Below are 21,827 nucleotides of genomic sequence, written 5' to 3'. Positions count from 1 at the left end.
TCTTTACGCCCCGCCTAATGGCGGCAGGTTCTATCTAAAAACAGCGCGGCTGCCAGTAAATCTGCGGCTCCGCCGGGAGAAACATGGTCGGCCAACATGCGGACTTCCAAATTAGCTAGCGCTAAGCGACCTGCTGGCGTTTGATATCCACCGTTAGCCAGCACCTCGGCGGCACCCTGTTGCATCGCGGTCAATGCTGATAAGCCGCCGCGAGAAAGTACGCAGGTATCGCTAAGCGAAGTCATGATGGCCATCAGCGCATCAATCCGGGCTTCTTGTTCCGTTGCCCCTTGCTGACGGCTGTGCCACAGCTGCGGTAAAGCCAGCGTTATCACGTGCGGGAAGCCTTGCTGTGCCTCTTCACGTGCGCCGGGAACCTGATAACGTTGAGTCGCTCTCAGCCCTTTACTGAATACTTTTGGGCTTGCGTGGTCGGGCAAACGTGCGACCTGCGCGGCCAGGCTGAGCGTTGAGTGCACGTCGCCCTTCGCCCCTTGCATGGCGACGGCGCTCACCAATAACCCCAGCGCCCAAATAGCACCACGGTGGGTATTCACGCCCTGCGTCGCCAGCATCATGCTGCGCTCACCGTCCCGCCCTATTCTTCCAATCTCCTGACGCAGCGCGCTGTCTACCGGACGCTGCCAACTTGCGATGGCGAGCTGCTGAAATGCCGGCGTTAAGCTGTGTGCCGAGCGTTCCATCAAATCCAGCGTTAAATCCTGATGCGCGCCAGAACCACGGCTATCAACCAAGCCGGGTTTAGGAGACAGACGAGCTTCGTCCAGCAGCGCTTGCGTAGCCTGTTTCGCGAGTAAACTTGCCGCATCATCGACGTCAGAATGGAGTGAATAGGGTTGGATTTTCATTACCAGCTCCGGAATTTAGCGGGTGGGTTGTATAAACCGTCAGACCACTCAACCAGATCGGATACGCTACCCGCCGCCAGCAACGAGCGCGTTGCATCGGTACGGCGGATCCCCATATCTTCAGGGAAGACCACTTTGCCTTCACGACGCAGATCGGCCACGCGTTTAGCATCAACGCCCAAACCGATATCGGTGATCCCCGCAACCGCCGCGACCATCGCACGGCGCTCTTCTAACGAGCGAGCGCGGTAGAGATAGGCAATCCCTTCTTCGGTCAGTACGTGGGTCACGTCATCGCCATAAATCATGACCGGAGCCAGCGGCATGCCGGACTCTTTCGCCACGTCAATCGCATCCAGTTTTTCAACGAAGGTTGGCTTCGCGCCGGCTTGGAAGGTTTCAACCATCTGTACTACCAGCTTGCGACCCCGCGCTAACGGATCCGGCTCTTCGATCATATCGAGCCAGGCTGGCGTCGCGTGACGGCGGCCGTGCGGATCGTGTCCCATATTTGGCGCGCCGCCGAAACCAGACAGGCGACCACGGGTGACCGTTGAAGAGTGCGCCATGCCGTCAATTTGCAGGGTGGAACCGATAAACATATCCACCGCGTACTGCCCTGCCATCTGGCAGAAAGCACGGTTTGAACGCATAGAGCCGTCATTGCCGGTGAAGAAAATATCTGGGCGTGCCGCGATGTAATCTTCCATCCCCAGTTCGCCGCCGAAGCAGTGAACAGTTTCAACCCAGCCGCTTTCAATGGCAGGGATCAGCGTTGGATGCGGATTCAGTGTCCAGTGCTTACAGATTTTGCCCTTCAGTCCTAATTGCTCACCGTAGGTTGGCAGCAGCAATTCAATCGCAGCAGTATTGAAACCAATCCCGTGGTTGAGGGACTGCACCTGATGCTTGGCATAAATACCTTTAATCGCCATCATGCCCATCAGAACATGTACGGGTTTAATCAAACGAGGATCGCGGGTAAATAGAGGTTCAATAAAGAATGGCTTATCGGCCACCACCACGAAGTCAATCCAAGAACCCGGAATATCAACGCGTGGCAGGTCAGTTTCATCATCGACCAGCTCATTAACCTGTGCGATGACTAAACCATTTTTAAACGCCGCAGCTTCAACCAGCGCTGGCGTATCTTCGGTGCTTGGGCCGGTATACAAATTGCCGTGACGGTCCGCTTTAAAACCGGCGACCAGCGCCACGTTAGGCACCAGATCCACATAAAGGCGTGAATACAGTTCGATGTAGGTATGGATGGCGCCAATTTCTAGCTGACCATCTTCAAGCAGCTGTGAAATGCGCAGGCTCTGGGTGCCGGAGAAAGCGAAGTCCAGCTTGCGAGCAATCCCTTTTTCAAAGATATCCAGATGTTCTGCACGACCTACGCTTGGCATGATCATATGCAAATCGTGGACTTTAGCCGGCTCAACCTCAGCCAAACTGCGCGATAAGAAATCAGCCTGCTTTTGGTTGTTACCTTCCATAACAACGCGGTCGCCAGAGACAATCAGTTTTTCGAGAATTGCGGTTAAATCATCGGTCGGAATCACTTTTCCGTTTATAAGCCCCTGCACGCTTTCGACGCGACGTCTTTTTTCCTGACGGCGGGTATCCCATACGCGAGTGGGTGTTTGATGAAGCGACATACCTAAACCTCCCCGGTTTAATTCATTAGCGCATCATGCGAGTAAGAATTTTTGCAGTGAGGCCAGCATAAAATTCCTAAAGTCGTCTATCAATTAACCAACTCACGTAATCGTTAGCCAAAGAGTAATGATTGAGGCGACTTATAAAACAGGCATTTACTTTGCTAAGTGGGCCGTATAGGCAGCATGATGAAAAATAATCAGCATACAAACGCAGGTGAAAAAGCGATGCTGAATAGACGTCAAAATAACCTTTCGGCAGAAGCGTTAACGTCGGCAAAAGCCATCAAGCGGAAGGTTTAGAAAAGCGATTAATATTGGCGTTGCACCTTTCTCACCCCATTGAAAAACATAAGGACGGTACTCATGAAATCTGCGTTTAACGCAACGCTATTCGTTGCGCTATTTAGCACTGCTGCATTGCTCTCTGGTTGTGATCAAAAAAGCGATCAGGCTCATCATATAAAAGTGGGTGTGATTTACGGGGCTGAACAGGATGTGGCTGAAGTGGCTCAGAAAGTAGCAAAAGAAAAATATGGCCTCGACGTGGAGCTGGTTGGATTTAGTGGTTCACTGCTGCCTAACGACGCCACCGATAAAGGTGAGCTCGATGCTAACGTTTTCCAACATCGCCCTTATCTCGCCGAACAAAATCAGGCGCACGGCTATAAATTAGTCGCCGTAGGCAACACCTTTGTTTTTCCGATGGCGGGCTACTCAGACAAAATCAAGACTGTCTCCGAGCTGAAAAAGGGAGATACCATCGCGATTCCAAACGATCCTACCAACTTGGGACGCGCATTATTGCTGCTGCAAAAAGAGAAGCTGATTACGGTTAAACAGGATAAAGGCCTGTTGCCAACGTCGATTGATATTACCGCCAACCCGCTCAATTTAAATATTATGGAGCTTGAAGGCGCGCAGCTTCCGCACGTGTTAAAAGATCCTAAAGTCACCGTGGCGATTATCAGCACCACCTATCTACAACAGACTGGGTTATCGCCGGTCCAAGACAGCGTATTTATTGAAGATAAAGAGTCGCCTTACGTCAATATCATCGTCACCCGCGAAGATAATAAAGACGCCGCAAATGTCCGAGACTTCGTGAAATCTTATCAATCGCCAGAGGTTGCCGCCGCGGCTCAGAAAATATTCAACGGCGGCGCCGTGCAAGGGTGGTAGACCCCAATATCCTAAGCATTTGCTTTTCTTAATCTATACTCAATATGACTAACGCCCATTTAGGGCGTTTTTTTCAGCGACTAAAAATAGATAAGGAACAGCAAATGAAAATTCTCTTATGGGTTATTGCGATTATCTTTATTGTGGGGCTGTTGACGATTACGGGCGTATTTAAGTTGATTTTTTAGGGGGAAAACCAGAGGGTTAAGATGCCTCCGTTTGTGATGCCTTGGTGTAGGGTTTCTTCCGCCTATCAATAACCGCTTTCACATGTAACTAAGCCGAAGGCGTACAATGAGGGGCGCAGTTCATAGCGCGCGCCCCTTCAATTCTCGCGCTTTTCTCCGAGAATTCAGATGCTAGCTGGCGTTCGAAATCTTAAGCCCTATCCAGAATGCTCGGGCTATGATTGGTCTTACCCCTTCCTCGGGAACAGCTTCCCTACGCCACTTACTACCAGCAATACAATGGCCCCTGCGATAACCCCAAACACCAAATTCAGCAGCGTAGGGCCAAGGCCTGCAATCACGGTACCTACGGTGGGTAGGTCGGCTCCGCTTTCAGCTAAATGCTCAAAGTAGTGATGCACCCACGGCAAACCGTGAACGATAATCCCACCGCCGACCATAAACATTGCCGCCGTACCTACCACAGAGAGGATTTTCATCAGATACGGCGCGGCATCAACGATCCATCCGCCCAGTTTTTTTGCCAGCGCCGAGCTTTTTTTGCTCATCCACAGGCCTAAATCATCAAGCTTCACAATGCCTGCAACGATACCGTAAACACCCAGCGTCATCACAATAGCAATACCACTGAGCACGATTACCTGCTGGATGAAAGGGGCACCGGCCACCGTGCCGAGCGTAATCGCCACAATTTCGGCAGAGAGAATAAAATCGGTGCGTATGGCCCCTTTTATTTTGGCCTTTTCGTAGGCGCGTAGATCATCAGGCACCTTCTCTTCGGCTTTTGGCTGATGTTTTTCCTCTTTGCCGTGCAACATTTTATGCGCCAGTTTCTCAAAACCTTCGTAGCACAAGAATGCCCCACCTAGCATCAGCAAAGGGGTTATCGCCCACGCGGCAAAAGCGCTGATCAGCAAGGCCAGCGGCACTAAAATGACTTTGTTGAGCAGAGATCCCTTCGCCACTGCCCACACCACCGGCAGTTCTCGTTCAGCCGAAACGCCGGTGACCTGCTCTGCGTTCAGGGCTAAATCATCGCCTAAAACCCCGGCGGTTTTACGAGCGGCCATTTTGCTCATCAGCGCAACGTCGTCTAACACTGAAGCAATATCATCTAATAACGTTAGTAAGCTACCACCAGCCACATTGAAATCCTTAAGCTTTAATCACTGAGATAATGATAGGGGTTAGGGGTAAAAATGTCGCGTTAATCTCAAAATCACCTTTATGCATAAAAAAACGGCAGAGGTTTTAGCCTCCGCCGTGCTTATCGTGTGCAGGAAAACTATCAGCACCGATTAATGCTCAAAACGATTTATTTTTGAGAGCTATTTATTATCAGCCACCTGTACGCTACCGTGCAGGCCTTTCTGTTTTTTATAGCTCAGCGCCGCCGCAGGAACCGGCGATGCTTTACCGGTTAACATCCAATCTCGCAGGCGGTTAGCATCGGCAAAATGGGTATATTTTCCGAAAGCATCCAGCACCACCAGCGCCACCTGACGACCACCGATAGTGGTACGCATCGCCAAGCAATGACCAGCCTGATTCGTAAAGCCGGTCTTAGTCAGTTGGATTGCCCATTTATCATTACGAACCAAATGGTTGGTATTGTTAAATGTTTCGGTATAAACCGGGTTTGAGAAAGTCACCGACTTCGTTTCTGTGGTGCTCAGCTCGCTAATTAACGGGTAGTTTTTGCTCGCCGTCAGCAGCTTGGTTAAATCCCTCGCCGTTGACACGTTGTTCACAGAAAGCCCGGTGGGCTCAACGTAACGCGTATGAGTCATGCCCAGCGAACGCGCTTTAGCATTCATCGCTTTAATAAAGGCGTTATAGCCGCCCGGATAATGATGGGCCAGACTCGCCGCCGCACGGTTTTCAGAAGACATGAGCGCCATTAACATCATTTGACGACGGCTGACCTCACTTCCCACGCGCACCCGAGAGAAAACGCCTTTCAGCTCTTTGGTATTGTGGATATCCACCGAAATCACTTCATCCATCGCCGGCTTAGCATCTAACGCTACCATTGCTGTCATCAGTTTAGTGATTGAAGCAATAGGCACCTGCACGTCTGGGTTACTCGAATAAATGACGCTATGGGTTTTTAAATCCACCACCATTGCACTGCCTGACGCTAATACCAAAGAAGAGGCATTATGCGTTGTTGGCGCGTTCTCACTTGCAAGCACGTTTGGAACGCAGGCCACGCTGCTGCCTAAAAGCAACAGGCTTAATAAGGAATATCGGAGTTTTACAGGCATGATCACGTATCAATCAAATGTTCGATAACACCGAGGGCAGCATAAAATGGTGTGCTTAAATCCTCGGAACGCTGCTTGCCGCGCCACACAAGGGATACAGGCCGACAAGCTGGCGATAATCATACTCTTAACGTGAATGTTTCAGCTACGAGAAGATGTAATAATTATGTTTCTGGTTGTGAGTTCAATATTCAGATCGTCATCCAGTTTTTGACTAACAATAATGAATACTATCTCCCCCCAGCATGGCTATATCGCCCCGTTCTCCACATTGCGCGCCACAATAAACAGGCGAGGAAATGCCAATAACACCTTTCCATCGGCACGTGGTGTATAGACTTGCTCGAGCTCGAATAAATAACGACGAAGAAACTCTGGTCGCTGACTCTCGTTGAGTTTATCGAGGAAGGGACGCAATCCGGTGGAACTTAACCAATCAATGATTGCAGAGGCCGATGGCATAACGTGGTAATAGGTGGTGCGCCAAATATCGACGTCACACCCCTGTAGCGCCAGCAGATCGTAATACTCCTCGGTAGTCAGCAGTTTCTTACGTACCGATTCAGCCTCACCATTCAGACTTTCCCATGGCCCTTCTGCCGCCACCTTTCGCATCAGTGCATGAGAAGGCTGGTTGAGATTGTCTGGCATTTGAATGGCCAGAACCCCATTATCCGCCAGCTGCGCGACCAAATGAGGCAACAGGGTTTCATGATCCAACACCCACTGCAAAGCCGCATTGGCATAGATGACGTCCTGCGCTTCTTCGGGCTGCCAATGGCTAATATCCGATTGTACAAACGTACACTGCGGTAATCGTTCTTGCGCTTTTTTGAGCATATTGAGCGAGGTATCTACGCCGGTCACCTGCGCCGTTGACCACGCCTGCGCTAAGAGCGCCGTGCTGTTACCTGGCCCGCAGCCTAAATCGCTAACCCGCATAGCGTGAGGATGATTAATTCTGGCAAGCAGTTCACGCGCTGGACGCGTTCTTTCCGCCTCAAAGCGCAAATACAGTTCGGGATCCCAATCGCTCATGACGTTTTCCTTTAAGCAGAATCTTCTGTTGGATAGTCAAATTTATGGTTTGCCACGCGTCTAAGCAGGCTAACAGCGCCGCCTTTCTCTTTATTCGGAACATATCCCGTTCACGGGTATCTCGCCTTGATGACTTTAGCTATAGTTTCGCATCCAAGCCAGTGAGAAAACGCAAAAAAGCGCGCCCTTTCAAGGAGTCATAATGTCCATTAAAGATATGTTATTAGCCCTGTGTGTCGTCGTTATCTGGGGGTAAACTTTGTGGTCATCAAGGTGGGCTTGCACGGCATGCCACCTTTGCTCCTCGGCGCACTGCGTTTTATTCTGGTTGTGTTTCCAGCGATATTCTTTGTACCACGGCCAAAAATCCCATTGAAAGGGATTGTTATTTATGGGCTTACCATCAGCTTCGCACAGTTTGCCTTTTTGTTCTGCGCCATCAATCTAGGTATGCCGTCTGGTATTGCCTCCGTCGTATTGCAATCGCAGGTGTTCTTTAGCGTTTTGCTTGGCGCATTGATTCTTGGTGAGAAAATCAAACGCAGTCAGGTCGTCGGCATTCTTATGGCTGCGGTAGGCATGCTGGTACTCGCTAAAGGTGGTATGACGGGAAGCTTAACCGACATTCCCCTAATCGCCCTGCTCTTTACGCTGGCGGCGGGATTCTCATGGGCATGCGGCAACATTACCAACCGTTCCATCATGCAAAATGCGGGCAAGACCAGCATTATGTCTTTGGTGGTGTGGAGCGCTTTGGTGCCCATTTTACCTTTTTTACTGTGTTCGTGGCTGTTCGAAGGACAAACCGTTATTGAAAGCAGCGTGCTGAATATTGGCATTCCGACCGTTCTGGCCCTGTGCTATATCGCGTTTCTTTCCACTCATGTTGGCTATGGACTATGGGGAAGCTTGCTGACCCGTTATGAAACGTGGCGCGTAACGCCGTTCGCTTTGCTGGTACCCGTGGTTGGATTAACCAGCGGCGCACTCATTTTAGGCGAGCGAATTTCGACTCTACAGATCTATGGCTTGCTGCTCATCATGCTGGGATTATTGGTGAATGTTTTTGGCGGAAAACTGATGGCTAAGCGAACACGCTGCCCAGCCATTGAGAAAGAGTAGTTAGCGAAAGAGTAGTTAGCGAAAGAGTAGTTAGCGAAAGAGTAGTTAGCGCTAGAGACGCTCGATGGTGCGGGCAATATCTGCTGAGGTTTTCAGCGCACGGATTTCACTGAAGACCTCTGAAGCTTCAGCATATTCTTTACGCAAATACCCCAGCCACTGCTTAATGCGAGCGACATGATATAGCCCGGTGTCGCCCTGCTTCTCAAGCCGCACATATTTTTTGAGTAGCTGCATCACCTCAGACCACGGCATTTTAGGTGCATTTTGTTTAATGACACGGCTCAGATTCGGCACGTTTAGCGCTCCACGGCCAATCATCACTGAATCGCAGCCGGTGGCCGCCATGCAATCTTGCGCGCTTTGCCAATCCCAAATTTCACCGTTCGCGATCACGGGAATACTCAGACGTTGACGAATTTCGCCAATCGCTGCCCAATTAATTTTATCGGCCTTATAACCATCTTCTTTGGTACGTCCATGCACGGTAATTTCGGTTGCACCCGCTTGCTGTACCGCATCGGCAATTTCAAACTGACGCGCGCCCGAATCCCAGCCAAGACGCACCTTCACCGTGACGGGTAAATGTGACGGTACCGCTTCACGCATCGCTTTGGCGCCGAGATAAATCATCTCAGGATCTTTGAGTAACGTCGCGCCGCCGCCGCTGCCGTTGACCATTTTCGAGGGGCAGCCACAGTTCAAATCCACGCCCCACGACCCGAGCTCAACGGCACGCGCCGCATTTTCCCCCAACCACTGAGGATGCTGTCCCAATAACTGCACGCGCACTGGGGTTCCAGAAGGCGTTAGGCTTTGATTCGCCAGTTCGGGGCAAAGACGATAATAGACTTTTTCAGGCAGCAGGCTGTCCACCACGCGCACAAATTCGGTGATGCAGAGATCGTAATCATTCACTTCGGTCAGCAGTTCACGCACCAAAGAGTCGAGAACCCCTTCCATCGGCGCTAAGAGCACCCGTTTTACTGTCTGCATAAATCAGCCTGCATAATCATCCTTATTATTAGCGCCTAAATTTGAGGCGCAAATGGTACTGAGTTCAGCCTTTGGTCGCAATGGATAACGCTCACTTAACATCAGATTTAAAGAAGCGTCTTACATTAAAAAACACTTCAGTGCTGCTAATCCTTATTAATTTTTCTCGCCATATTTTTTAACATATGCGACGGGTCTCCAATAAGTAATTGCTGACTTCCATTATAATGACCACCTACAGGTGTCAATGGAATATCACAACTCTGGTTCCAACTCGGATTCCACGCACCAGTGATACCAGCTTCAGATAAAAACCTCACTAGATAATTAACCGTCTGATGATCTTTTAATATTATAGCTTTAACATCACTCTCAAAAAATGAAGATAATTCTGAATGCGATTTACTCATTTTGTCTTGAACCATTTTAGATAAAATAAACATCGCTGGTAAATTATCTAATGTTCCCCCCGCATATGGGTTATTTGCTTCGGTGCTGTGATGAATAACGTCTTGCCCCAGCATATGGTTAATGCCCAGTGCTGTTTTAAGGCACTCAACTGTGATATTCCCGCAGTTAACTGACTCAGATTGTGCTATTTTTGCATGGTTTATTTGTCTAGGAGATTCTGCAAGTTCTCTCTGTGGATATAACGATTCTTTATCATCTTGTTCTTCTATCGTAGCGGCGTCTGAATAAATGCCAAATATGTCCAAATCTGCTGTAATCGGCAAGGAGGTCATGCATGGCGTTAAATCAATTTTTTTCCCATCAACATTTAGCACATTGCCATCCACACGACAATTTGGCAGTTTGCCTACGGCATGAAGCAAATCTCTATTAACAATGACTCCATCTTGGGATTTTTTCAAATGAACAATGCTAACTTCATTACCAATATTAAACTTATAAGCATCAGCATAATTTTCAAAAACAACTCGTTCAATATAATTTGAACGAAGAAATGACGTAATGACATTATAACTATCGTTACTGATTTTATTCTCCCAATCACGAGGATAAGACAGTATCTCAATTTTTACATCATTTTCAAAGCATTCATAGACACCAGCTATATCGGGGCATTCTTTAAAATCAATTTTAATTTCAGCGCTAGCAGAGGGGGCTGTCCAAGTAAAACCATGCGCTTCATTAACCTTCCCCCCTATTTTTTGTATCTCCTGATAAGTTACCCGCAGTGGTGTCGCAACAGCATAGTGTTTATCAATACACTCTTGAACTTGCTGACTGTATTTTTTAATCTCCTCATCTGACACGCCTTTTTTAATTCTAAGCTTGCTAAATCGCTGATCAACAGGGATCAACCCGGCTTGAGGTCCCCAGTTACTACTTTTCCCTTTGATATGAAAGTTTTTAGTTGGATATTTTTTTTCTGAAGCCAAGAATGTACCTGCTTCTTTTTCAACATTACGGATCGCTAAAACAATTTTCCGGTTGCCAACATTAAGATATTTTTGAATGTTATCAATCATTTTAAATGGAATGCCTGACTCAAGCGGTGTGCTATTTTTTATAATTATACTATTATCCTTTATTGAGTTGATAACGGTGTTTGACTCAATTCTCCTACTTGGCGCCATAGGCGTATTCAAAGAATTCATTCTTGAATACTCGCCTGAGTTACAATGATTAAAGGAACTTGGTAATTTAACAATAGATGAGTTATTCATAAGATATTTTCACTATTTAATAAAGGTTAACTAAATCTAACTCTATCTGAACTAAGATACTATTCAGGGATATTTCTTATTTTATTTAAATATATCTCAATCCACTGTTTTTGTTAAAAAAATAATTAAAAATAAAGGTTAATAAATATAGCGATTTGTTTTATTTAAAGATGATATAAAAAACATTTAGCACTAATTAGTAAATATAATTTGAGGCGCAAATGGTACTGAGTTCAGCGCTCACTCGCAACGGGAGAACAACGCGCCAGCACATTCAACAATAATTCCACCCATTGCCGTGCCATTGCTTCGCTCTCAACGTTGGTAAATCCTAATATTAGTCCGTGAGAAGAATTTTCAGCGCCATGATACCAAACGCTGAGTGCCTCCAACGCAAGCCCCTGTACCCGCGCCTCTCTTTCAACCAAAGCATCATCGAAACATTCGGGTAACCGCACCAGCAAATGCATACCGCCAGCCTGAAGCTCGGTGGTTAGCCGATAACGCGTCTGTCGTTGTAATGCCTGCACCAGCCAAATTCGGCGTTGAGCATACAAACTTCGCATTTTTTTTAGATGACGATAAAACTGCCCAGAATAAATAAACTGCGCGGTAGTAGCCTGCATGAGCGTGGGACACACACAGGGATACGTTCGCATAGTCTGATGAAATTGAGGTAGTAGAGATTCCGGCACCACCACATAAGCAATACGCAAACCCGGAAATAGCACCTTGCTAAAAGTGCCGACGTACAGCACGCGCTCCAGCTGATCTAAGCTTTTCAGCGCCGGTAGCGGATGCCCTTGGTAGTGAAATTCGCCGTCATAGTCATCTTCAATGATCCAGCTTTGCTGGCGTTGCGCCCACGCTAAAAGCTGCATGCGTCGTGGCAGGCTAAGTCCTAAACCAAGCGGGCTTTGATGTGCTGGCGTCACCAGCGCTGCGCGTGCCTGTGGATGATCGCGCACGCCTTTTTCCACGCACAACCCCTGCTCATCAACCGGGATAGGCACGGTACTAACACCAAAATCTTGCAACACATGCCACGGGAACGGAAAACAGGGTTCTTCTAACCAAACTTCATCCCCGCGTTTTAATAAGGCATTTGCAATCAGTGACAGTACAGAACGATATCCTGCCGCGATAAATATCTGATGCGCCGCGCAGCGAATACCGCGCGAGATGTGCAAATATCCGGCTAACGCCTCCCGCAGCGCAAGAAAACCTTGAGGTGCAGGATGAGAGAGCTCTTCCCGCCGGGTCTGGCGCGCGCACTGACTTAATAGACGGTTCCATTGTCCTAAAGGAAATGCATCCAAAGCAGGTGCGCCAAGTTGAAACGGCAACAGCTGTGAAGAAGGCAAAGGCATACCGGCATGGCGAGGTGTTTCTAATATCGGTTTAGGTATCTCAATGTTTTTCGCCATATTTAGCCGCCGAGAAACCCGCGTTCCGCCCTGTTGGCTATTTTCGATATATCCTTCACCGCTCAGCAATCCATAAGCGGCCTCAACGGTGCCACGGGCAACGTTTAAATCGCTGGCCAAACCACGCAGTGAAGGCAACCGCTCACCTGGAGCCAGTACCCCATCGGCAATCGCCATCTTAATACGTTGATAAATTTGGCGATAAATTGGCTCTTTTGCTGAATGGTCAACGACGAGGAAAGGATGAGGTGCCGCCATAACATGGCCTATAAAAATAGTAATAATATGGCTCTATATACTAGGCCATATTGAGCGTAAAGTCGCTTTATCAAACCATGACAGCGATGCTCTTTGGTGCTGTTCAAATGTATTTTACGGAGAATAAACATGTCACATCTGCGTCTCGCCTACGGCAAACTTTCCCCTGAGGCCTACAACGGCTTAATTCAAACCAGCATGGCATTAAGCAAAAGCTCATTAGGCCATCTGGTTGAACTTGTTTACCTGCGTATTTCCCAGATCAACGGCTGCGCATTTTGCTTGGATATGCACAGCACGGCGCTGCGTAAAGCCGGTTACAGCCAACATAAAATGGATGTTTTATCTGGTTGGCGTATGGCAGAAGCGTTCGACGCGCGTGAACGTGCGGCGTTAGATTGGGCTGAAGCTGTTACGCATATTTCATACTGCGGAACATCGGATGAATTATTTGCGACGTTGAAAGAACACTTTAACGATACTGAAATTGCTGACTTAACTTTTGCCATTAGCCTCATGAACGCCTTCAACCGTATGGCAATCAGCATGCGTCAGTAACGCCTACTTTCACGCAGGGAAATGGGTTAACACAAAGTCAACCCACGCTCTGACCCTTGGCGGCAAATCCGCCGAGGGATACCAGATATGCATGGAACGCGCTTGCGGCCAAAAAGGCTCCAGAATCGGTATTAAACGCCCACTGCGAAAGTGTTCCTCAAGATACCAATCCGCCAAACACACAATACCCATATGACTTAGCGCTGCATCCACCAAACAGTCTGGCGATGTGGCAATAAATGACGCTTGCTGCTCGTTCACGCTGCCTTCGTGATCCCACCACGTCATCAGCTTTCCGCTACCTGAATTTCGATGTATCAGGCGGCAATGCGAGAGGAGATCGCCTAGCGTTTGTGGCGTGCCAAAACGCGCTAAATACTCAGGAGATGCCGCCATTTTGCTGTAGGCCATACACATTTCACGCCCCACCAATCGGCTGTCGGTGGCGGTGCGTTGGCCAATCGCCACATCTATATTCTCACCGATAAGATTCACTAAACGCGGCTCCATCTCGAGATCGATGGTCACCTTAGGAAAGCGTTGACTGAATAGAGGGAGTAGTGGCATCAGTCGATGGCGACCAAAACCGGGGATTACGCTCACGCGAACTAACCCTGAGGGTTCTTCACTCAGCTTTCGATCGTCTAATTCCTGATTTAAAGCCTGCCATAATGGCGTTATCCGACGGCGAAAATCCGCCCCCTCTTCCGTCAGCATGACAAAATGCGTGTTGCGCGCAAATAAGCGAATATTTAAACGCATTTCTAATGCCCGAACATTCTTACTCACCGCCGCTGCGCTAATGCCCAATTGACGCGCCGCGGCGGAAAAGCTTTGCGCCTCTGCCGAGGCCAAAAAAGCGGGGATTAATCGATATACGTCTACAGGCAATGCCATGCTTTTAACCTTAGGTTGAAACAGATTTACTGTTTTACAGGCTACACCACCGCGCAAAGAAATGAAAAAATACCCACATCGCGAACGTTATCATCTCGCTATCATTGAAATCACAAGAGAAAATCTATGAAAAAAGTGCTGGTATTAGCTGCGCATCGTTTTCCCGACCAATCACGCATCAGCCATGCTGCGATTGATGCATTGAAAACTCAGAAAAACGTCACGGTGAATGAGCTTATGCGTCACTATCCTGATTACAACATCGACGTAGAACGCGAACAAAAATTGCTCGTTGAGCACGATATTGTGGTGATGCTCTTCCCCTTCTATTGGTATAGCTCTCCGGCGATTTTAAAAGAGTGGCAAGATGCCGTATTAACTTATGGTTTTGCCTATGGCAGCCAAGGTAACGCATTACATGGCAAATCGCTGATGATCGCGACCTCTACAGGAGGTAATGCGCAGGCGTACACCGCCGAGGGGTACAACCGCTACCCTGTTGAAAGCCTTTTATTACCGTTTAACAACATGAGTCATTTGGTTGGCATGCATTGGCTAGATCCGTATTTGATTCAGGGTGCCAACGATATTACCGATCAATTAATTGATACTGGTGTGAATGGATTACTGAGCAGAATCCATGAATTACAAAACGCCGACTGATTTTTAAAGCTGTCATCCTCTGCGCTGGAGGATGACAGACCAAACTCGTCTTATTCAAAATAAGCGGTTTTAAGAGGGTTTCTTCTCTTCCCATTTACCCCAAGGATTTGGCTCCGAGACTTGGGCCTCTTGGCTGGCAGCAGGAGTGTCCGCCAGTGAATCAATATACAGCTCTTCCACTTTTTGCCGAGCCCATGGGGTGCGACGCAAAAACTTCAGGCTAGATTTAATGCTGGGATCGCTTTTGAAGCAGTTAATGCTGATAATCTTCGCCAACTCAGCCCAGCCATAACGCTCCACCAGTGATGTCAGCAAAGCTTCCAGCGTGATGCCATGCAAAGGGTCTTTAGAAGTTTGGGCGTTCATGAAAATTCCTGTCGGCAATGGACTCTTTACGAGTTTAAAAAATTTTCGCACACCATACTGACTGCGGCCTGAGAGTGCAAGCCGCTGGCATATTGAAGTGCCCAGCGGCTTTATGGGTATTAAGACATCGCAATGAACTGATCGCGCAACGCCTGAATATCGTCCCTCAGGCTCGCCGCCTCTTCAAACTCAAGGTTCTGAGCATGTTTATACATCTGTGCTTCCAGATCGCGAATTTTCTGCTCGATCTGTTTTGGCGAAAGCGCTTGATAGGCCGCAGAAGACTCAGCGGCTTTACTGCTTCGCCCATGCTTCCCTTTGCCGCGTGACGATGCTTCACCCAGTTGGAGAATATCGGAAACTTTCTTATTCAGCGCCTGTGGTGTGATGCCATGCTCAAGGTTATACGCTTCCTGTTTTGCACGACGACGCTCCGTTTCACCAATCGCTTTCTCCATGGAGTTGGTGATGCGATCGCCATAAAGAATCGCTTTACCATTCAGGTTACGTGCCGCACGGCCAATCGTCTGAATCAGCGAACGCTCTGAGCGCAGGAAGCCTTCTTTGTCTGCATCTAAAATCGCGACCAGAGAAACCTCTGGCATATCGAGCCCCTCACGAAGAAGGTTGATACCGACCAGAACATCAAACTCACCGAGACGGAGATCGCGGATGATCTCCACACGTTCAACGGTATCGATATCCGAATGCAGGTAGCGAACCCGTACGCCGTGTTCGTCGAGATATTCAGTTAAGTCCTCCGCCATTCGCTTGGTCAACGTAGTGACCAGCACACGCTCATTAATTGCCTCACGAATACGAATTTCAGAGAGCAAATCGTCAACCTGTGTGGCAACCGGGCGCACCTCAATTAATGGATCAAGCAAACCGGTCGGGCGCACAACCTGATCGACAATATCGCTACCCGATTTTTCGAGCTCATAGTTACCTGGCGTTGCAGACACATAGATGGTTTGCGGTGCCAAGGCCTCAAACTCTTCAAAACGCATTGGGCGGTTATCAAGCGCCGAGGGGAGGCGGAATCCATACTCCACCAGCGTCTCTTTACGTGCTCGGTCGCCGCGGTACATACCGCCAATTTGAGGAATGGTTACGTGGGATTCATCAATCACCAACAGTCCATCAGCAGGAAGATAATCAAACAACGTTGGCGGAGCTTCACCCGGCTTACGCCCAGAGAGATAGCGAGAATAGTTTTCAATGCCCGAGCAATAGCCTAATTCGTTCATCATTTCGAGATCGAACTGCGTACGCTGCGTCAATCGCTGCTCTTCCAGCAGCTTGTTGTTGGCCAACAGCACCTTACGTCGCTCCGCCAAATCAACCTTAATATCTTCCATCGCCTGCAAGATGCGTTCACGCGGCGTTACGTAATGCGTTTTGGGGTACACGGTAAAACGCTGAACTTCTTGGATTAGCTGGCCTGTTAATGGGTCGAACAGCGATAAGCGTTCCACTTCCTCATCAAACAGCTCAACGCGTAGGGCTTCATCCTCAGATTCAGCGGGGAAAATATCAATCACTTCACCGCGAACTCGGAAGGTACCGCGCTGAAAGGCCTGATCGTTGCGCGCGTATTGTAGCTCGGATAAACGACGTAAGATGGCTCGCTGATCGATGATCATACCGCGCGTTAAATGCAGCATCATTTTCAGATAGGCATCAGGATCGCCCAAACCGTAAATAGCTGAAACCGAAGCAACAACAATGACATCTTTGCGCTCAAGTAGCGCTTTAGTCGCTGAAAGCCGCATTTGTTCAATATGTTCGTTTACCGAGGAGTCTTTCTCGATAAAGGTATCCGAGCTCGGTACATAGGCCTCAGGCTGGTAATAGTCGTAATAGGAGACAAAATATTCCACGGCATTTTCTGGGAAAAACTGCTTCATTTCGCCATAAAGCTGTGCCGCCAACGTTTTGTTTGGTGCCATGACCATGGTTGGACGGTTGAGATCGGCAATCACATTGGCAATCGTAAACGTCTTACCTGAACCCGTTACGCCCAGCAGCGTTTGATGTGCCAAACCATTTTCTAAACCTGCCTCTAAACGACGAATCGCCTCAGGCTGGTCGCCGTCTGGCTTGAATGCAGAATGCAATTTGAACGTTTTACTCATGAATCAATACCTTGCTTAAATGCATTTGTCTTTTAGAAGGGCCATGGCATTTTCGAATGCTTAATCGTCCGACATTGATTATGGAAGGCCTACCCAATTTTTCCACTGACTCTGTATATCCCTTGCTAGGGATTTCTTCACACAATCAGAAAATCACGTTCACCGTACTGCGAGAAGAGGAAAGCTATGATACTGGATATAAAACCAGCTTTAAACCTTATCTGCACCGTTTTGTATATTTCCCCACGCTATGTCACCGCCTTAAACAACTGCCAAAAACCTAAAATTACATCCGTTTTACAATTTTCACCTACCGGTGACATTTATCCCCAACGCGGCTCGCGAATTAACTTTTTTAGCCTGCACTTGTCAAGGCCGTTTTGTTGCGCAACGCGATTCTTTATCTAGTGCTTGATTTTAAATAACCCATTGAATAAAAACAGTTTTAAAATATAGTTATCATATCAACCAAAGCGTGCGAAAGCCGCTCTGGCTCTGGACTTTGAGGAGTTCTCTAAACCTAATGCACAAGGTTATCCACAGGAATAGTGGATAACTTGCACCACTCCGCTTGGCGCTTGAGTTACGGAAAAATGACAATCTGTCAGTAAATCGATGCCGGAGTCCTTTTTTTAGTTAATTTTTTAGCTATTTTTTCTTTTTGATATACTTATTCGCACTAACAAAAGTGCTTGCTAGGGTAACTTATTTCGTCATCCGAGGATTCAGCGCTTGATCTTTTATTCCCTTAATGAACTATGCTTGCACCGCTGTGTTTTTTTTGAGCACCTCCATAGTGCGGAATTTATCAGCATTTTTTTGCTCTCTTTTTAGGGTTTCATTCGCTCTTATTAAGATTGACCAACAGCGATTCAAACAATGAATCCATTCATGCTTTTGTTGTTAATGTTTTGTACGGGAAATGACTTTTTGGTTGCAGTGTTCTCAACCGCTATTTTCTTAGCCAGCCAGAAATCTCTCGCTGAAAACCGCTATCAGCTTCGTTGATGGCACGATGTAAATTGCACTGCATATTGACCGCTGCCAGCTCTAATAACCGGGGGTCTATAGTGTAGTTTTTAACATCTCTTAACCATGTCAGAACGCTAGCAAGATGCCAAATGGACGTTTTCCCCTGATGCAGAGGGGCAGGGAAACTAATCCCTCCTTGCTCCATTAATTTACGCATATTTTGGCGAGAAAAACCCAAACGCTCGGCAATATCCGTTAGGCCAACAAAATCAGGCGCAGCCTCACACAGTACGGCATGTGGCATTACGCTCAACACATCTTGAATAGCCGTCGATATCGCCTCATTGGCATCCTCGGCCGTGCGACAAAAGTTCATGGCAATACGACCAGCACCCCCTACACCGATGGTGGCATCGGTGCAACCTGCCGCGCCTAATACCTCAAGATAGTTTGCTGGTTCATCATTCTGATCTGGCAAAGAAAAAATGAGTGTAAATTCATAATCCTTCATGTTCTATCCTCAGTTATTGCTTGGCGTGATGAGCGCAATGCTCAACGATTTTTTTTAACTGGCGCGCATGGTTTTCCGCATTCTTTGGCGTAGACCAAATGCACGTAATGCAAAACTCACCGCAACGGCACTTCTCCTGCGGATAGGGGCAATACATTTTCCCCCACGCATGACTGCCGCCCACTTCAATGCGCCAGCCGTTCAACTCAACAAAATTAAGCGCCTGTTCAATTTCCTTTTTAGGATGTGCCGCTCTGCTCATTTTCTGCTCCAAGCTTAAAAAAACACCATTAAGTTGTCAAGTGACAACCTTGATTTAAGTCAGAGCAAAATACACGACATAAAAACAGACCAACAGAGGGAGTTAAGAAGACTGGAATCCGCTACGCAAAATAGTTTTGCGTAGCGTTGTATTACATTAATTCAGGGAAGAGAGATCCAAATATGCCGCGAACGCTTTCGCATCGGCGTGCGGGATATGGGGGATTTCACCCAAGCATGGCGCGGGTAATAATCGCTTGAGCGTTGCCATATATTCAGCATGGCGTTTTCCTGGCTCTACCACACAGTTAGCCACCCACCCGCCCAACCTTAAACCAGATTGCGCAACTGCCTGTGCCGTAAGCAAAGCGTGATTAATACAGCCAAGTTTTACGCCCACAACGAGGATCACCGGAAGCTGTTCTCGAATCACCCATTGCGCAAAAGACGTGGTCTCACTGAGCGGCGTGAACCACCCTCCTGCGCCCTCTACCAGCGTCCAATTCGACTTTTTGCGCAACGCCATCAGCCCCTGTGACATCACATCAAATTCGATCGGTCGATTATCATCAGCGCTAATAATGTGTGGCGACGTTGGCTCTTCAAAAGTATACGGATTCACTTCTTCATAGCTGACAGATATTGAAGAGGCCGCTTGTAAAGCAAGCGCATCGGTGTTTCGCAGTTTTCCCTCATGCCATTCACTGCCAGAAGCTACGGGTTTATATCCAACCGTGCCTTTTCCTTGCAGAGTCGCGGCTTCCAATAGCGCGCTACTGACGACCGTTTTTCCCACTTCAGTGTCAGTTCCGGTAACAAACCATGCCTCGTTTAAGCAAGGCAGGTCATATGTCTTTTCATTCACAATGCAAAACTCCGATGACCAACTGATAACTCAAAGGCAGACCTTCGGCCTGTTGAGGATAAATACGGGCAAGGTGCGCAAAACGCCCACGGCTAGTTAGCCCTGAGTCTCGACCTTGGTGTAAATGCGTAGCACCAATGCCTTTGAGTGACTTCATTAAGGTAATCACATCAGGATAAAATTCAGTCTCATGGATTAACTGTAAATCATGTGGAAATGGCTCGCAGGCCAGTTTAATGGCGTCAAATGCTAAAAACTGGTTAACATGGGTTTGGCCATCCACTTGCCGCCAAGCTTGAGCTAACTCCGTGAGGGAACCTTGGGCCAACGTTGAGAACACCACTTTTCCCCCAGGCTTAACGACGCGGCACATCTCAGTCAATGCAGAACCTAAAGAACCACACCACTGTATAGCCAGATTGCTAAAACAGAGATCGACACTGTTATCCGATAACGGAATGTGTTCAATATCAGCAAGGAGATATTCATCCGCGCTATCTAAAGCACGCGATTTCTCAAGCATACCCTCAGCCAAATCGAGAGAGATAACCTGTGAACCTGCGCGGCGGAACTCACGGCTAAAAACGCCGGTACCGCAGCCCGCATCCAGCACTTTCAGGCCTGAGAGGTTATCGAGCTGAGCTAAAAGCAATTCTCCGCACCGCCGCTGAAAACCGGCAACGGCGTCGTAGCTGTCTGCTGCGCGGCTAAATGCCGCCGCCACCGCAGATTTATTGACGCTATATGCGTGCAGTGACATGCAGCGCCTCCAATAAACGGTTTATATCCTGCGTGCTATGCGCTGCGCTGAGGGTAATTCGCAGCCGTGCGGTTCCGGGTGGAACCGTTGGCGGACGAATAGCGCTGACCCAAATCCCCTGCTCACGCAGTTGCTGAGCTAAATTCAGCGCAGCCTGATTCTCACCGACAATCACGGGTTGAATCGCTGAGCTGGAATCCATCAACGTTAAGCCTAAATCGTTTAACCCCTGACGAAGCTGCGCTACGTTATGATTTAGTTGGCTGCGTAGCTCATCACCGTCACGCACACGACGCAGCGCAGCCGTGAGCGCACAGGCCTGAGCGGGAGGCATGCTGGTGCTGTATATCAAGTGGCGCGCAAACTGGATGAAGTACTCAGCAACGGCATCAGAACACAAAACGGCGGCGCCGCTGAGCCCGAAGGCTTTGCCAAATGTCACCACCAGCAATTCCGGTTTCACCTTCTGTGCATCGCAGGTGCCGCGCCCCTGCTCACCGCACACGCCAATACCGTGTGCATCATCCACCAGCAGCCACGCCCCTGCGCGTTGACTTTGTTGATGCAGAGCCGCCAACGGCGCACTATCGCCATCCATGCTGAACACGCCTTCAGTCACCACCAGCGCTCGTCCTTCCCTATCGCTGTTCAGCAGTTTGTTGAGGGAATCTGGTTGGTTATGTTGAAAACGTCGCAGCGTTGCTGGGGATTGGATGGAAGCTTCCATCAGCGACGCGTGGCTGAGCTTATCAGCAAAGATGCCGTCGCCTTTTTGCATCAGCGCGGCGATAACTGCCTGATTGGCCGCATACCCCGAGATAAACAGCAAGGCACGCGGATAATCTAACCATGCGGCGAGCTGTTGTTCTAATTCCGCATGCGCAGTGGTGAAACCCGTGACATGTCCAGAACCCGCACTGCCTACGCCATAGCGCTCAGCGCCTTGTTGCCACGCGTTGATAACCGATTTATCGCGGCTAAGGCCAAGATAGTCGTTAGATGTGAAATTGAGATACGATCGCCCATTCACATGGATTTCACGCCCGCTGCCCGTTTCACTCACGATCCGCGAGCGATAGGCCCCAGCTGAGCGACGCTCGGCCAGCGCATTCTCGATATGCTGTTGAAAATTCATCA

Annotated in this window: 19 protein-coding genes and 1 pseudogene; 4 read left to right on the top strand and 16 right to left on the bottom strand. The window is 48.5% G+C overall.

Features of this window, described 5'->3' with window-relative positions:
- Window positions 1–14: 14 nt before the first annotated feature.
- The gene (locus BN1044_RS06935) at window positions 15–869 is read right to left on the bottom strand and encodes a triphosphoribosyl-dephospho-CoA synthase (protein ID WP_072308085.1); all 855 of its coding nucleotides are present in this window, start codon (window positions 867–869) and stop codon (window positions 15–17) included.
- Window positions 869–2,530 carry a malonate decarboxylase subunit alpha gene (gene mdcA / locus BN1044_RS06930; RefSeq protein WP_072308084.1) on the bottom strand — a complete coding sequence of 554 codons (1,662 nt, stop codon included), beginning with the start codon at window positions 2,528–2,530 and terminating at the stop codon, window positions 869–871. The genes BN1044_RS06935 and mdcA overlap by 1 nt, the downstream gene beginning before the upstream one ends.
- 366 nt (window positions 2,531–2,896) lie before the next feature.
- Between mdcA and nlpA the strand changes: the two genes are divergently transcribed.
- Window positions 2,897–3,712, top strand: a complete 816-nt coding sequence (nlpA, locus tag BN1044_RS06925) for a lipoprotein NlpA (protein WP_072308083.1) — start codon at window positions 2,897–2,899, stop codon at window positions 3,710–3,712.
- 415 nt (window positions 3,713–4,127) lie between these two features.
- On the opposite strand, the gene BN1044_RS06920 is transcribed toward nlpA, so the two are convergent.
- From BN1044_RS06920 to tam, 3 genes are all read right to left on the bottom strand, one after another.
- Complete coding sequence (locus tag BN1044_RS06920) at window positions 4,128–5,045, bottom strand: DUF808 domain-containing protein (RefSeq protein WP_072308082.1); 918 nt, start codon at window positions 5,043–5,045, stop codon at window positions 4,128–4,130.
- A gap of 183 nt (window positions 5,046–5,228) precedes the next feature.
- Window positions 5,229–6,167, bottom strand: a complete 939-nt coding sequence (gene pbpG / locus BN1044_RS06915) for a D-alanyl-D-alanine endopeptidase (protein ID WP_072308081.1) — start codon at window positions 6,165–6,167, stop codon at window positions 5,229–5,231.
- A gap of 249 nt (window positions 6,168–6,416) precedes the next feature.
- Window positions 6,417–7,205 (bottom strand): trans-aconitate 2-methyltransferase, encoded by a 789-nt coding sequence (tam, locus tag BN1044_RS06910; protein ID WP_072308080.1) that lies wholly within the window; start codon window positions 7,203–7,205, stop codon window positions 6,417–6,419.
- Window positions 7,206–7,407: 202 nt separating this feature from the next.
- Here tam and BN1044_RS06905 point away from each other — a divergent pair.
- Window positions 7,408–8,327, top strand: a pseudogene (locus BN1044_RS06905) (EamA family transporter).
- Window positions 8,328–8,378: 51 nt separating this feature from the next.
- Here the strand turns inward: BN1044_RS06905 and dusC are convergent.
- The 3 genes from dusC to BN1044_RS06890 all read right to left on the bottom strand — a co-directional run bounded on the left by dusC (window position 8,379) and on the right by BN1044_RS06890 (window position 12,699).
- The gene (dusC, locus tag BN1044_RS06900) at window positions 8,379–9,323 is read right to left on the bottom strand and encodes a tRNA dihydrouridine(16) synthase DusC (RefSeq protein WP_072308079.1); all 945 of its coding nucleotides are present in this window, start codon (window positions 9,321–9,323) and stop codon (window positions 8,379–8,381) included.
- A gap of 146 nt (window positions 9,324–9,469) precedes the next feature.
- Window positions 9,470–11,014 carry an anthrax toxin-like adenylyl cyclase domain-containing protein gene (locus BN1044_RS06895; protein ID WP_081329552.1) on the bottom strand — a complete coding sequence of 515 codons (1,545 nt, stop codon included), beginning with the start codon at window positions 11,012–11,014 and terminating at the stop codon, window positions 9,470–9,472.
- A gap of 233 nt (window positions 11,015–11,247) precedes the next feature.
- Window positions 11,248–12,699 carry a MocR-like pyridoxine biosynthesis transcription factor PdxR gene (locus BN1044_RS06890; RefSeq protein WP_072308077.1) on the bottom strand — a complete coding sequence of 484 codons (1,452 nt, stop codon included), beginning with the start codon at window positions 12,697–12,699 and terminating at the stop codon, window positions 11,248–11,250.
- Window positions 12,700–12,828: 129 nt separating this feature from the next.
- Between BN1044_RS06890 and BN1044_RS06885 the strand changes: the two genes are divergently transcribed.
- Window positions 12,829–13,257, top strand: coding sequence for a carboxymuconolactone decarboxylase family protein (locus BN1044_RS06885; RefSeq protein WP_072308076.1), 429 nt, complete (start codon window positions 12,829–12,831; stop codon window positions 13,255–13,257).
- A 9-nt stretch (window positions 13,258–13,266) separates the two neighbouring features.
- On the opposite strand, the gene BN1044_RS06880 is transcribed toward BN1044_RS06885, so the two are convergent.
- Window positions 13,267–14,154, bottom strand: coding sequence for a LysR family transcriptional regulator (locus tag BN1044_RS06880; protein WP_072308075.1), 888 nt, complete (start codon window positions 14,152–14,154; stop codon window positions 13,267–13,269).
- A 126-nt stretch (window positions 14,155–14,280) separates the two neighbouring features.
- On the opposite strand from BN1044_RS06880, the gene BN1044_RS06875 reads away from it, so the two are divergent.
- Window positions 14,281–14,817, top strand: coding sequence for an NAD(P)H-dependent oxidoreductase (locus BN1044_RS06875; RefSeq protein ID WP_072308074.1), 537 nt, complete (start codon window positions 14,281–14,283; stop codon window positions 14,815–14,817).
- Between the two features lie 69 nt (window positions 14,818–14,886).
- Here BN1044_RS06875 and BN1044_RS06870 read toward each other — a convergent pair whose 3' ends face one another.
- The 7 genes from BN1044_RS06870 to bioF form a co-directional block, all read right to left on the bottom strand.
- The gene (locus tag BN1044_RS06870; protein WP_072308073.1) at window positions 14,887–15,183 is read right to left on the bottom strand and encodes a VF530 family protein; all 297 of its coding nucleotides are present in this window, start codon (window positions 15,181–15,183) and stop codon (window positions 14,887–14,889) included.
- Between the two features lie 119 nt (window positions 15,184–15,302).
- The gene (gene uvrB, locus BN1044_RS06865; protein ID WP_025797538.1) at window positions 15,303–17,321 is read right to left on the bottom strand and encodes an excinuclease ABC subunit UvrB; all 2,019 of its coding nucleotides are present in this window, start codon (window positions 17,319–17,321) and stop codon (window positions 15,303–15,305) included.
- A 952-nt stretch (window positions 17,322–18,273) separates the two neighbouring features.
- Window positions 18,274–18,804: a helix-turn-helix transcriptional regulator gene (locus BN1044_RS06855; RefSeq protein WP_072308071.1), complete on the bottom strand. Its 531-nt coding sequence runs from the start codon at window positions 18,802–18,804 to the stop codon at window positions 18,274–18,276.
- 13 nt (window positions 18,805–18,817) lie between these two features.
- On the bottom strand, window positions 18,818–19,066 hold the full coding sequence (locus BN1044_RS06850; RefSeq protein WP_072308070.1) for a hypothetical protein: 249 nt from the start codon (window positions 19,064–19,066) through the stop codon (window positions 18,818–18,820).
- A 156-nt stretch (window positions 19,067–19,222) separates the two neighbouring features.
- Window positions 19,223–19,930 (bottom strand): dethiobiotin synthase, encoded by a 708-nt coding sequence (gene bioD, locus BN1044_RS06845; protein WP_072308069.1) that lies wholly within the window; start codon window positions 19,928–19,930, stop codon window positions 19,223–19,225.
- The gene (gene bioC / locus BN1044_RS06840; protein ID WP_072308068.1) at window positions 19,923–20,690 is read right to left on the bottom strand and encodes a malonyl-ACP O-methyltransferase BioC; all 768 of its coding nucleotides are present in this window, start codon (window positions 20,688–20,690) and stop codon (window positions 19,923–19,925) included. The genes bioD and bioC overlap by 8 nt, the downstream gene beginning before the upstream one ends.
- On the bottom strand, window positions 20,671–21,825 hold the full coding sequence (bioF, locus tag BN1044_RS06835; protein ID WP_072308120.1) for an 8-amino-7-oxononanoate synthase: 1,155 nt from the start codon (window positions 21,823–21,825) through the stop codon (window positions 20,671–20,673). The genes bioC and bioF overlap by 20 nt, the downstream gene beginning before the upstream one ends.
- Window positions 21,826–21,827 lie beyond the last annotated feature (2 nt).

The organism is Hafnia alvei, from assembly GCF_900095695.1.
Taxonomy (GTDB): Bacteria; Pseudomonadota; Gammaproteobacteria; order Enterobacterales; family Enterobacteriaceae; genus Hafnia; species Hafnia alvei_B.
This window is presented reverse-complemented; position numbering and strand designations above follow the sequence as displayed.